Raw genomic sequence first — 12,375 nt, 5'->3', positions numbered from 1 at the left:
AAAAGTAAGGCGCGACTGGCATCACCACAGTCGCAATGAATGTCCGCCGTTGTTCGCAATCGTCCGCGGAACGTTTCTAACTGCTTGTCTTCTCAGCTATAATTCGCCCGTCGAATGTTCGCTGAGCCCCGCCAGTGTTCGCCTCATTTCACGGCGAACCGCGCTCAAAGGTGGGGCGGATGGTGGGGCGGAAATGGCCAAGAGGCAATTGCACAAACTCTCCTCGCGTGCGGCGGAGACCATCACTACGCCAGGGCGTCATAGTGATGGTGGCGGGCTCTACCTTGCGATTGAAACTGGAACCCACGGCCGGAGGCAGTGGGTTTTTCTGTATCGTGCGCCGGGCACCGGCAAGCGCAGAGAGATCGGGCTGGGTGCAGCCAAGGGGCCGAGCAGGGATGGATTGTCGCTCGCCCAGGCCCGCCTCAAGGCCGCTGAAGCGCGCAAGGCATTGGCCGAGGGTAAGGACCCGATTGTCGAACGCCGGGCTAAGACAGCGGATGACACGACGTTCGGGGAGTTCGCCGACGCGCTGCTTCATTCGATCAAGTCCGGCTTCAAGGGCAAGAACACTCACGCGGACTGGAAGCGCGACCTTGAAGTGCGCTGCAAGCCCATTCGCGGCAAGCGGATTTCCGAGATTGCGACCCCCGACGTGCTGGCGATCATCTCGCCGATGTGGCTGACGAAAAATCGGACAGCCCGAGAGACAAGGAGCCGGATCGAGCGCGTGTTGTCGGCGGCGAAAGCGAAGGGCCTTCGCTCCGGCGAAAATCCCGCAATGTGGCGCGGCAACCTGAAAGAACTCCTGCCGAAGGCAAAGAAGACCAAGCGGCACCATGCCGCTGCGCCGTACAAGAGCATGCCGGGGATCGTGCGGGCCTTGCAGGAGAGGCATCAGTCCGCCAACACTCCGGTGAACTACGCCGCCGAGTTCATTATTCTGACAGCAGTTCGGACCGGCGAGGCCAGGTTCATGCGAGTTCGCGAGATCGATCTTATCGAGAAGTTGTGGACGATCCCGGCGGAGCGCATGAAGACGGAAGATGATCCTGAGGGCACGGATTTCGAGGTGCCGCTTTGCGACCGCGCGGTTGCAATCCTCAGGACGGTGATCCCCGACGATGCTTCGCCCGACGCCTACGTGTTTGCCGGGCAGTGGTCGAAAGATCACATGAAGCCCCTCGGGCACAACGCCGTGCTCCACGCCCTCAAGGCGGTCTACCCGGCGATCACGACCCACGGATGCCGGTCGAGCTTTCGCGATTGGGCGGGTGATGAGACGCGGTTCGCGCGCGATATCGCCGAAATGGCTCTAGCGCACAAAGTGGGCGATGACACGGAGTTGGCCTACCGGCGCGGGAATGCGTTGAAAAAGCGCACGCAGTTGATGGAAGCTTGGGGAAGGTACGTAGCAAATGCCTCCAACGTTATCGCGCTTCCTAGCAGCGCATCGAGGCGTTGAGATCAGCTTGCGGTGGCTGGAAGACTAGGCGGTGTGATCGGTCTGCCCGGTTGGATGACACTGCGCGCCAGCGGGATTGCTCCCGTGTCGAGCGCGAGCGGTGACAGCTTCGCGGGGCAGCGCGACCGAGAGCTGGCAATGTCCGGTTCCTCGCGCGCCGCAGAACGTGCTGCCATCGAGCGACATTTGGCTGGCGGCCGGCTGGGAGTCAAGGAGATCATCGTTTCTCGGCAAGTTCGACAACCATCTGATTTTGCTATCTAACCGATCTAACTGCGACCGCCGGAGGTGGATCGAGGGGGATGCAAGTGTACCGCACAATTGCGCATTGCGAGGTGTGTTCGTCCTCCGTTACAACGCGACAGAGGGGGAACTATGCCAACCGATTTGAGAGAATTTACGCGGACCCTGTTCGCGGCCGCAAACCAGCTCTGGACAAACACCAGCCTGAGGCCCGACCAGTACGCCCAGCCAGTCTTGGCGCTGATCGCACTGCGGCAGATGGAGGCCAAGTTCGAGGGGGTCCACGCCGAGTTGGCGCCGAACTACAAGGGGCGCCTGAAGCCAGCCCCGGCGGACTACCAGGCCAAAGGCGCGATCTTTTTGCCGGAGACCGCGCGGTTCTCTCGACTGCTGGCGCTGCCGGGCACCGCCAACCTTGGCGCCGAGCTAAACGGTGCCATGAAGGGGATCGCTGACGCGAACCCCGACCTCGCTGGCGTTCTGCCACAGGGTTACGCGGGGTTGCCGAATGATGTCCTGCAGGAGCTGCTGCGGCTGCTCGCGCCACTGAAGATCGAGGCGACGCCTACGGGTTGATCTTTGAATATTTCATGGGGCAGTTCGCCGCGAACTACATGACTAAGGGGGGCGAGTTCTTCACGCCGTCCTCAATCGTCAAGCTCATTGTCGAGGTCATCGAGCCCTACTACGGCAAGATCCTTGATCCGGCGTGCGGCTCAGGCGGCATGTTCGTTCACTCCGCCGAGTTCGTTCGCCGTCACCACAAGTCGCCGTCAAAGGAGATCAGCATCTACGGCATCGAGAAGATGTCTGACACGCTGAAGCTCTGCCGCATGAACCTCGCAGTGCATGGGCTCTCAGGCGACATTCGCGAGGCGAACAGTTACTACGACGACCCGCACAAGCTGCTCGGCCGGTTCGATTTCGTGATGGCCAATCCGCCATTCAACCAGTCGGAAGTGGACCGGACCAAACTCGTTTCGGAAAGCGGCAAGATCGATGCGCGCTATCCGCTCGGCCTCCCGACCGCTAACAATGCCAACTATCTCTGGATCAACCTTTTCTACTCGGCGCTGAACCCGACCGGGCGCGCCGGCTTCGTTATGGCGAACAGCGCATCGGATGCGGGCGGCACTGAGCGCGAGTTGCGCGGGAAGCTGATCGAGACTGGCGCGGTGGACTGCATCGTTTCGGTCGGCCCCAACATGTTTATCACCGTCACCCTGCCGGTCACCTTGTGGTTCCTTGACAAGGGCAAGTCTAAAAGTGCGCGCGACGACAAGGTGCTTTTCATCGATGCTCGGCATTTGTTTCGGCAGGTGACACGAGCGCACCGCACATTTGATCCCGAACACATCGAGTTTCTGGGCAACATCGTGCGGATGTGGCGCGGCGAAGAGATCGAAACAGAGGCCGGGAGCAAGGAGCGCATGAAAGAGGCGTTTCCAAAGAACCGCTACCGAGATGTTCCGGGTCTCTGCAAGATCGCGTCGCGCGACGAAATCAAGGCGCAGGACTGGAGCCTCAACCCCGGCCGGTATGTCGGGGTCGCGCCGGGACAGGCGCACGACGATGAAGAGTTCAAGACGAAGATGGGGGCGTTGCAGGAAGAACTGGAGGGCCTGAGCATCGAAGCGGCGCAGCTACAAGACCGAATCGCAGAAAATATAGCAGAGCTACTGCAGTCATGACCATTTGGAAGTCTACTACTCTCGGACATGTCGTGGAGTTGCAGCGAGGCTTTGACCTCCCTGAGTACAAGCGACGACCAGGAAAAGTACCGGTGATTGGCTCGGCGGGCCCAACGGGCTGGCACGACACTGCGGTCGTCGAAGGCCCTGGAATTGTAATCGGCCGAGCTGGCGCTTCCGCTGGCGAAGTGACCTACGTGCGCGAACCCTTCTGGCCTCACAACACTACGCTCTTCGTTAAGAATTTTAGAGGAAACGATCCCAAGTTTCTTTACTTTTTTTGCAGACGATGCCATTCCGCGACCTTACTCGGGAGCGGCGCAACCGATGTTGAACAGGAATTACGCCTACACACTTCCGGTGCGGCTTCCGCCACTTCCGATGCAGACTCGCATCGCCTCCATCCTCGGAGCCTATGACGACCTGATAGAGGTCAACCGGCGGCGGATAGCGCTACTGAAGGAGATGGTACGGCGGCTGTTCGAGGAGTGGTTTGTTCGCTTTCGCTTTCCGGGTCACGAAGGATGCGCAATGGTCAAGGAAGCGAATGGCCGGCAACCAAAAGGGTGGACAACTCAAATGATCGAAGATGTTTTCGAGATCATTGGTGGTGGCACTCCCAGCAAGGCTGAACCGCGATATTGGGATGGCGGGACAATCAATTGGTACACACCGAGCGACCTTACAGGTTCTGATACCACTTTTATGGACGCCTCGTCGCTAAGGATCACCGAGGAAGGCCTCCGGCGCAGTTCTGCGCAATTGTTTCCCGCGTTCTCTGTGATGATGACCAGTCGGGCTACTATAGGTGTTGTTTCCGTTAACGCTACCGAGGCATCAACCAACCAAGGCTTCATCACGTGCATTCCGAATGAACGCGTCCCGCTCTGCTTTTTACTTCATTGGGTTCGCGCAAACGTTCCCTTGTTTATTGCCCACGCGGGCGGCGCGACTTTCAAGGAAATTACAAAGGGGACCTTCCGCCGACTTCCAATTACGCTTCCGCCAAAGGAACTCGTCGGACGATTTGAGAGCCTGACAAATCCGAGCGCCAAGATGATCCATACATTGGAGCGCACACAACGCTGTTTGATGGCCTCCCGCGATCTGCTGCTGCCGCGCCTCATGTCCGGCGAGTTGTCGGTCACAACTGCCGAGCGCGAACTGGAGGTCGTCGCATAGTGCCACCAATAGCTCCCCATCAGTCGCTCACGGGCGCTATCACCAGCGAGTACGGACTGGTTGAGACGCCGGGCGTCGATTTGCTGGCGGAGATGGGCTGGGCCTGTGTCAATCTGATGGAGGAGATGCCCGGACCCAATAGCTCAACGGGAAGGCAATCTTTCCGTGAGTTACTGCTGCCGGCACGTCTGCGGGCCGCCCTACGCAAGCTGAACCCGGAGTTGTCCGATGAGGCGCTGTTGCAGGCTGAGCTCGTTGTCTCGGCCGACCGCTCCGCCATGCTGCCCGTGCCGGCGAACCGCGAGGTTTACGGGTTGCTGCGCGATGGCATCGCGGTGCAGGTGCGCCGACCCGACGGGCTGCTTAAGGACGAGCGGGTCGCTATCATCGATTGGACCAATCCTGTTGCCAATGATTTTTTCTTTGCCGCACAGGTCTGGATCGAAAGCAATCTCTACTCGCGCCGTCCGGACGGCATCGGTTACGTCAATGGCATTCCCCTGCTTCTGATTGAGTGGAAGGACATTACCAAGCCCGTTCAGGAAGCCTACGACGCCAATCTCCGAGACTATCGCGACACCATTCCGAGACTGTTCGACTTTAACGGCTTTACCATCCTGTCGAACGGGCTGGAAGCGCTTATGGGGGCAAGTCACGCGCCGTTTGAGGCATTCGCGCCGTGGAAGCGCCTTGAGGAAGAAGGCCCCGAGAGCGTGGCGCTGGAGACGATGTTGCGGGCCACCTGCGAGCCGTCACGCTTCCTCGATCTGGTGGAGAGCTTCCTGCTATATGAGGACACGCGCGGCGGGTTGCGCAAGGTTGTCGGCAAGTATCACCAGGTTCTGGGTGTCAATCGCGCCATCGAGGCCGTCAAGGAAATCGGTCAAAATCGAGGCCGGCTCGGCGTCTTCTGGCACACGCAGGGCAGCGGCAAGAGCCTGTCGATGGTGATGTTTGCAGAGAAGGTGCTGAGGCGCCTGGGCGGCAACTGGACCTTCGTGATCATCACAGACCGGCAGGAGCTGGACGACCAGATTGCCACGACTTTTGCCTCCACCGGGGCGCTCACGAAGCTCGTCAAGGATTGTCAGGCACAGAGCCGCGTCCATCTGCGCCAGCTTCTGTCGGGTCAGGAGCGTTACATCTTCACGCTGATCCACAAGTTCTCCACCGAACGCGGCGAGGCGATGCCGATGTTGTCCGACCGGGACGACATCATTGTCATCACGGACGAGGCGCATCGCAGCCAGTATGACCAGCTCGCTGCCAACATGCGCCGCGCGCTCCCGAACGCCGCTTTCATCGGATTCACCGGGACGCCGCTGATCGCCGGACAAGAGGAGCGGACGCGCGAGGTCTTCGGCGACTATGTCTCGATCTACAATTTCGCTCAGTCGATTGCCGACGGCGCGACCGTGCCGCTGTACTACGAGGCGCGAAAGCCAGAATTGCAACTCGCGGCCGATGAGTTGAAGGACGAACTGGACGCGCTCCTAGATGAGGCCGCGTTGGACGAGGAGCAGGAGAAGAAGCTTCAACAGACATTTGGCAAGCAGTATCACCTGATCACGCGGAACGACCGCCTCGACGAGGTCGCGACCGATCTCGTGCGCCATTTCTCCGCACGCGGCTATCTCGGCAAGGGCATGTTCGTCGCTATCGACAAGGCAACGGCTGTCCGGATGTACGACAAGGTGAAAACGGCGTGGTCAGATGAGTTGGCATCGCGGGAGCGGCAGTTTTCGGCCGCATCGGACGAAGCGCGGGCCGGCCTTGCCGAGCGGCTCGAATGGATGCGCACCGTGGACATGGCCGTCGTCGTTAGTCAGTCGCAGAACGAAATCGACGACCTGAAGCACAAGGGTCTCGATATTCTCCGCCATCGCGAGCGCATGCAGAAGGAAGATCTTGAAACAAAGTTCAAGGACTCTGCCGACCCGCTCCGGCTCGTGTTCGTCTGCGCGATGTGGATCACCGGCTTCGATGTCCCGACCTGTAGCACGGTATACCTCGACAAGCCGATGAAGAACCACACGTTGATGCAAACCATTGCGAGGGCCAATCGCCGGGCGCCGGGCAAGAGCGCCGGCGTTATTGTTGACTATGTCGGCGTCTTCAAGAACCTTCAAAGGGCGCTCGCGGTATATGCCGCAAAAGGCAGCAGCGACCGACCTATTAAGGACAAGGACGAGCTGGTTGCGTTACTGGAGAAAGCGCTGGCCGAAGCGCGAGCCTTCTGTGCAGATACAGGGGTGGACATTGACGCGATCCACAAGTCGGAGAAGTTCGCGAGACTCGCTCTAATTAGCGATGCCGTCGAGGCGCTTGTGGCTCCCGACGACCGGCGACGCAACTTCTTTCGGCTCGCCAGTGCGACCGTGCGGGCGTACAAGGCGCTATTGCCGGATGAACGAGCCGCACCTTTTCTCAAGCCTGCGGCAACCGTTCACGTGGTAGCTGATGCGGTTCGCGGGAAACTCGGGCCTGTAGATATTTCCGCCGTGTCGGCAAAGATCGAGGCCCTGCTCGACGACAAGATTGAAGGTGTGGCCATTACAGCTCCAATCGTGGAGGGGGATGACGCAGGGGGGCGTGTCGATCTTTCTTCCATCGATTTTGAGAAACTAGCGAAACTGTTTGCGGTTCGGCCGAGGACCGCTGCGGACAAGTTGCGGTCCGATGTGGACGCCAAGGCCCATGAGATGGCCACCCGCAACCCGACACGTGTTCATCTCGTGGAAAAATTTGAGAAGCTGGTCGAGGAATACAATCTCGGCACAGTGGACGTCGAGGCGTTCTTTGAGGCGCTCAAGGCGCTTATTGCCCAGTTGGAGGAGGAGGAACGTCGCGCCGCCCGCGAGAACCTTAGCGAGGATGAACTAGCGATCTTTGATCTACTCACAAAGCCGAAGCCAAAACTCACTAAGGTGCAAGAGACGGCAGTCAAGAAAGTCGCGCGCGAGTTGCTGGATAAATTGCAGGAGCAACTTTCGATTGCCGAATGGCAGAAGAAGCAGCAGACCCGAGCCGCCGTCCAGAGCACGATCCGGTTCACGCTCAATGAATTGCCGGAGGATCCCTATCCAGAGCCTGTCTGGAATGAGAAGGTGGACGCGGTCTGGTCGTTCATTTTTTCGCGACGGCAGGCAAGCGGGAGAGAGAGCCGCATATAGCGGGAGCGACCAGCATGGACCACGTGCGCCGAGAGAGACTAGAAAAGATGGCGCTCGAACGCCTTGAGGCCTCTTCCAACGACAGTGAAAAATGGTCCTACGCGTGGGCCGTCGAGGGCGCGAGGGACTTTTCGTTCTGCTCCTGGTCGAAGTACGAAGAAGAAGATTTCGATGGCGGTGTCTATGGGCTGGATTTGCCCTGGTCTAACGAGCGGCTGGAGGAGATCGAGGGCGGCGCGGCCGATCCCGACGAACTGGAGCTGCGCCAATGGCGAGTAGCTAAGTGCCGTAGGGCTGCGACGGGCGGCGAAGCTTCGATTGCGTGGATCACGCCGATGAGAACGGAGTCGGGAGAGGTTGAAGCAGCCGCGCTATGGATATTTAGTGTGCAGGCCGCTCCCGAGGACCCTCCCATGCTGCACGGCGTGTTTGATACTATGGACGAAGCCGAGGCTGAGCTGCGCGCGAGCGGCGCTGTGCATGGGTAGGGCGGTGAAATCCGCCGGCCTTCGCCAGCTACGTCTTGCGTTGCGGAGCAGTGGACCTTACCCACGCCTCCGACGGGTGTCACGTCTGCACGCTCGATGCCGCCGGCGAAATTCCTCGACGTACTGCCGCTCGCGGAACGCTGCGACTACGATTGATGTAGTTCACATCTTGAGTCGCGCGCGAGTTGCACAACGACAATCGAAATTCATAAGCAAGAGAACTAATAATGTCGCTCTCAATTCACACTAAGCGGGAAAGCGCAAGTTTCGTTTGCCGCCTAAACTTTTTGAACATTGCCGGCGGCCTGGGACGCGGCGAGCGAATAGACGATACCTTCTATATTACGAACGACAGAACCGTCATCGAGAGCCTTACACCTCATGACTACAAGGATGCTTTAGGTACTCTTGAATACAAGTCTCTCAGAGAGAGTGCTCTAATTGCGTACAGTCCGGTTCAGAACCTGAGCCCAGAAGATCATCAGAAAGAAATTTTAACTCACCTGCTACGGCTCGACTCTTTCGAAAATTTCTTCTGGTTGTTCTATGATTGCTGCTTTGGTCACGAGATCGCTTTTCTATTCCATCGCATGGTGGGGCGCACTCAAATCAGCAGCAACATCTATCGAGGACTGCGATCCCTCGCAGACGGTTCATCCCAAGAACTCGCCATAACGGCTGATCAATTTCGCGAAATCATAAGAACGTATCGTACCTTACACAAACCAAATAACAACCCGCCGGCACATTTCGCCACAAAGGACAACTCCAATCGCGTTTCCCGAACCTTGTCGCTGATCGATAGAGCTAGAGCATCGATGAATTTTGCTGAGAAGATCGCCTTCTATTGCTCAGGTCTAGAGGCCATGTTTTCTACCTCACATACCGAACTGACCCATCAGATCGCTGAGCGCGTTGCTCTTATTTCATCCGACGACAAAGCGGAGCGGTTCGAGTCGTTTCGGTTTGTGAAACGATGTTACTCGTTCAGGTCGAAGTTCATTCATGGAGACACCGTCAAAGGGGACGTTCCGACATTATCAGCAATGTCTCAAAAGCTTGATGGTGTATCGAGAAAAGCAATTGGAAATGCTCTGAGAGACACCGACTTTTTAGGGGCGATGTCGGATCAGGAGAAGTTGGAGACGTATTTTTATGAAAAGATCTTTGAGTGAGCCCTTCGGTTGTGGGGTCGAGCAGCATGGCATAGTCTCAATCGAGCAAGCCTCGCTCTTCAATCTTGCTGGCGGAATTGGTGCGCCTGAGTGGGCACGAAGCAGCGTTGGCGCTCGTGCTCCGGCACTTGGATCAACGTATCGGTAGGCTCGCGGAGACCTTCATCCAGATCAATTGGTGGGGCGAAGAGCCTGAGGTGATCGAGCCGGAAGAGCAGCACATCATCGATCTGCTGCGCGAGTACGACGCCGCCTTGCTTGAGAAGGAGTCGCGGCGGGAGCGCTAGCAAACCGCAGTGTGCCCGAGCGCGGCGGGATCATGATGGTGGCGCGGGCCGCGATACTGCGGAGATCCATCCTGCCACCTTTGCCAAGTTAGGCAGCGCGGAAAAACGCGAATGGAGACGTTGAGGATAATCCGGTCAAGCGGCCTTCGTCATTTGGACCAGCCCTTGATCGTAGTACGGGGATGCTGTTGGATGCGCCAATCGACGGCTACAACTTCAGAACGAGAGAAGAATGCGTGAGATCGAAGGCAAGATCGCGGTTATGTTTCTTGGGCTGCTCGCGATATGGCTACTAGTGGTTCTGCCCTTGCTCTATTTCCCTTGGCACAACCTCGTCGCGGATGCATCAGGCAGCAAGTTCGCAGGTTTGGATAATACAGCGTGGACGGGCATTAGCGCCTTAGCGAATAGTGCTTTGGCCTTCCTTACTTTGGGCCTCTTGGTGTTTGCGATCTATCAAGTTGTGACCATTAAGCGAGACGCTAAGATAACCCGCACGCTTGCAGCATGTGAGCGGTACGACATTGATCCGGTGCTCGACCAAATCACTCGCCGTATTTCTGTCGCCTACAACGAAGGATCGTTGCAGAAGGAGCCGGTCAAGTACGCGGTCGATCTCAATAGTATATTCAACTACTTTGAGTCGCTGGCGATTGGTGTGCATCGAGGTCACTACGATGCTGACATCGTTCGCGACCAGTTTGAGACCATCATGACTGGCCATATCGACATGATGGACGGAATTGCGAAATGGACCGTTGCCACAGTCGCAACCCGTGACATAGACCATTTCGACAAGATGATGGCTCTCTACGCAAAGTGGAAAGGCTGACAATAGCCAATGCTCGGAGGCAATATTGCGGTACGCGCGCGACGATCTGGAGGCCTCGATAGACGCCCTAAGCTACGTGTTTGGAGAGATTTTTCCTCCCCCGGTGGGGCGGCAGTAATTTCACGATTGGCCTAAGTCGAAGTATCACCTGCGGTAATGGCCCCGACGCTCACATGCGCTGCTGCAATGGTCGCTGGCTTAGCAATCATCGCCAGCCCCTTGATGATCAGCCGCAAGGGACTGCTTCCGCCCTTGGCCGCCGCTGTCGGCCTCGCCGTTGCCGCGGCTTTGCTCATAGCGGCAGTCCGCGCCTTCGGATCGCGAAGTAACGGGCCGGCTCAGTTGGCGGCCTCACGCATCGTGTTGCTGCGATCAAACAATGCAGCCTGGCTTCTGCCCGGCTTGCGGCAGAAAGATTTTAATCGCGGCCCCTGAGCCCACCTGACATAGGATTTGTCCCCATCATGACAGTGAAGATCGCAACGGTGCGGACTTTCGAGGAAGCTGCAGACGCCGTGATCCGCGTTTTCCTCGCGTCTAACAATCCAAAACTTCTGCGCTTCGAGGGCTTCGACGGAGTGGGAAAGTCAGGTCTCGCGAGACTGGTTGCGTCGCGCATCGGCGCGGAACATGTCGATTTTGACAATTTTGCCTTCAGGCCAGAGACGCCGACGCCATATCCCGGCTGCCTACGACGAGCAGAACTCGACGCTGCGATCAACACGGCCCTTGCTTCGGGAAAGCCGGTCGCATTGGACGCAGTATGCCTTGATGACGTTGCTCCGATGACCACTTGGGGGCGTGGGCTAGTCACCTATGTTAGGCGGCTGTCCTTCAACAACCAGTATCATCCACTGTGGCACAACGGGTTTGCAATAGAGGATGAGCCGCCAAAGGATGAACCTCACCGTGGTATCGTCCTTTATCATAAAAAGGCAAAGCCGCACGAGCGCGCCGACCTCATTATAGAACTGCCCGAAGAGGGGCATACCATTTCGAACTTCGCCTTTAATCGTGATCATTTGTCTGATCCGCCCGGTGCGGAGGTCATTTCAGCCGGGGCGGGATAGGCTATCGATGACCTGACCACCGGGCGCAGAAAGCATTCTTTCCAAGGAGATTTTTCCTCCCCCCAATGGAGCGGCCAAGAACACTGGGGGCTGGCTTTAGCTTTCGAGTGCGCGATAGACCGATGCACGGCCAATATTCAGCGCCTTGGCGATGGCCTACGGGCCCATGCCTTAGGCCTTTATCTTCCGAATTTCTCCGGGTCGATTGTCGCCTTGCGCCCCTTATAGCGCCGCGCGCCTTTGCATTATTCCTTCAAGCCGGCGCTCGCGGCGTGCGACCTCGGCGGCACTCGCTTAGGCGCCCTTGGCATCACTTTGGCAGTTTCCGATACCGGGTCTTGGCCAGCCTGCGTCATACCGTCAGCGACTTCCGAGCGCGGCGTTACGCATTGGCACAAAGTGCACTAGCCAAACACTGAGGTTCTGCTTGTTTGGAGCGCGCCTCACCGATCTTTCTCAGCCCCCAAGCTTCCAAGATTGGCGGGGACGTGTAAGGCCCCGGCGCGGCCATCAACTTCGCCGGGACCAGTTAACTCGGATAGCCCAAGGCGATGGACGCAGAGGCAGATCGGCAACGCGGTTTGGAGTTGGGTCGCCGGTGGGCCGAGCATGCATCGGCACATGAGCTGGTCACCATGGTAAGCGGCTCGTTCAATGATCTCAGCCAAATTCTGCCACCGGAAGTATCTGATCAATTCGTCGGCGGCTTTCGCGAAGGCGTATTGCGCGTCTGGCGCGGAGCCTAGGCCTCGGCACAGGGCGAGTCAGC

At 58.1% G+C, this 12,375-nt stretch carries 11 protein-coding genes; all 11 read left to right on the top strand.

The features are described from left to right. The first annotated feature begins 193 nt into the window (after positions 1-193). The gene (locus AB7290_RS38520; RefSeq protein WP_441254317.1) at positions 194-1,465 is read left to right on the top strand and encodes a tyrosine-type recombinase/integrase; all 1,272 of its coding nucleotides are present in this window, start codon (positions 194-196) and stop codon (positions 1,463-1,465) included. A gap of 375 nt (positions 1,466-1,840) precedes the next feature. Continuing rightward, positions 1,841-2,284 (top strand): type I restriction-modification system subunit M N-terminal domain-containing protein, encoded by a 444-nt coding sequence (locus tag AB7290_RS38515; RefSeq protein ID WP_441254315.1) that lies wholly within the window; start codon positions 1,841-1,843, stop codon positions 2,282-2,284. 14 nt (positions 2,285-2,298) lie between these two features. Continuing rightward, positions 2,299-3,399 (top strand): HsdM family class I SAM-dependent methyltransferase, encoded by a 1,101-nt coding sequence (locus AB7290_RS38510; RefSeq protein WP_441254313.1) that lies wholly within the window; start codon positions 2,299-2,301, stop codon positions 3,397-3,399. Further along, positions 3,396-3,818 carry a restriction endonuclease subunit S gene (locus AB7290_RS38505; protein ID WP_441254311.1) on the top strand — a complete coding sequence of 141 codons (423 nt, stop codon included), beginning with the start codon at positions 3,396-3,398 and terminating at the stop codon, positions 3,816-3,818. Before AB7290_RS38510 ends, AB7290_RS38505 begins: the two co-directional genes overlap by 4 nt. Then, positions 3,727-4,581, top strand: coding sequence for a restriction endonuclease subunit S (locus tag AB7290_RS38500; RefSeq protein WP_441254309.1), 855 nt, complete (start codon positions 3,727-3,729; stop codon positions 4,579-4,581). Before AB7290_RS38505 ends, AB7290_RS38500 begins: the two co-directional genes overlap by 92 nt. Beyond that, positions 4,581-7,754, top strand: coding sequence for a type I restriction endonuclease subunit R (locus AB7290_RS38495; protein WP_441254307.1), 3,174 nt, complete (start codon positions 4,581-4,583; stop codon positions 7,752-7,754). The genes AB7290_RS38500 and AB7290_RS38495 overlap by 1 nt, the downstream gene beginning before the upstream one ends. Before the next feature lie 14 nt (positions 7,755-7,768). Then, on the top strand, positions 7,769-8,242 hold the full coding sequence (locus AB7290_RS38490) for a hypothetical protein (protein ID WP_441254306.1): 474 nt from the start codon (positions 7,769-7,771) through the stop codon (positions 8,240-8,242). A 227-nt stretch (positions 8,243-8,469) separates the two neighbouring features. Continuing rightward, positions 8,470-9,417 carry a hypothetical protein gene (locus AB7290_RS38485; protein WP_441254305.1) on the top strand — a complete coding sequence of 316 codons (948 nt, stop codon included), beginning with the start codon at positions 8,470-8,472 and terminating at the stop codon, positions 9,415-9,417. Between the two features lie 107 nt (positions 9,418-9,524). Continuing rightward, complete coding sequence (locus AB7290_RS38480) at positions 9,525-9,704, top strand: hypothetical protein (RefSeq protein WP_441254303.1); 180 nt, start codon at positions 9,525-9,527, stop codon at positions 9,702-9,704. Between the two features lie 232 nt (positions 9,705-9,936). Beyond that, positions 9,937-10,536 carry a DUF4760 domain-containing protein gene (locus AB7290_RS38475; RefSeq protein WP_441254301.1) on the top strand — a complete coding sequence of 200 codons (600 nt, stop codon included), beginning with the start codon at positions 9,937-9,939 and terminating at the stop codon, positions 10,534-10,536. A gap of 464 nt (positions 10,537-11,000) precedes the next feature. After that, positions 11,001-11,606: a hypothetical protein gene (locus AB7290_RS38470; protein WP_441254300.1), complete on the top strand. Its 606-nt coding sequence runs from the start codon at positions 11,001-11,003 to the stop codon at positions 11,604-11,606. The last annotated feature ends 769 nt before the right edge of the window (positions 11,607-12,375 follow it).

It is taken from the genome of Bradyrhizobium sp. 613_E4_N2_2, assembly GCF_052075995.1.
Classification (GTDB): domain Bacteria; phylum Pseudomonadota; class Alphaproteobacteria; order Rhizobiales; family Xanthobacteraceae; genus Bradyrhizobium; species Bradyrhizobium barranii.
Note: the sequence above shows the minus strand (reverse complement) of the source record. Positions and strands in the feature narration are given on the sequence as shown.

Excerpts from the sequence above, each read along its gene's own strand:
- AB7290_RS38470 (WP_441254300.1), top strand. The coding sequence starts at position 11,001 with ATGACAGTGAAGATCGCAACGGTGCGGACTTTCGAGGAAGCTGCAGAC.
- AB7290_RS38515 (WP_441254315.1), top strand. The coding sequence starts at position 1,841 with ATGCCAACCGATTTGAGAGAATTTACGCGGACCCTGTTCGCGGCCGCA.
- AB7290_RS38490 (WP_441254306.1), top strand. The coding sequence starts at position 7,769 with ATGGACCACGTGCGCCGAGAGAGACTAGAAAAGATGGCGCTCGAACGC.
- AB7290_RS38500 (WP_441254309.1), top strand. The coding sequence starts at position 3,727 with ATGTTGAACAGGAATTACGCCTACACACTTCCGGTGCGGCTTCCGCCA.
- AB7290_RS38510 (WP_441254313.1), top strand. The coding sequence starts at position 2,299 with ATGGGGCAGTTCGCCGCGAACTACATGACTAAGGGGGGCGAGTTCTTC.
- AB7290_RS38505 (WP_441254311.1), top strand. The coding sequence starts at position 3,396 with ATGACCATTTGGAAGTCTACTACTCTCGGACATGTCGTGGAGTTGCAG.
- AB7290_RS38485 (WP_441254305.1), top strand. The coding sequence starts at position 8,470 with ATGTCGCTCTCAATTCACACTAAGCGGGAAAGCGCAAGTTTCGTTTGC.
- AB7290_RS38475 (WP_441254301.1), top strand. The coding sequence starts at position 9,937 with ATGCGTGAGATCGAAGGCAAGATCGCGGTTATGTTTCTTGGGCTGCTC.
- AB7290_RS38520 (WP_441254317.1), top strand. The coding sequence starts at position 194 with ATGGCCAAGAGGCAATTGCACAAACTCTCCTCGCGTGCGGCGGAGACC.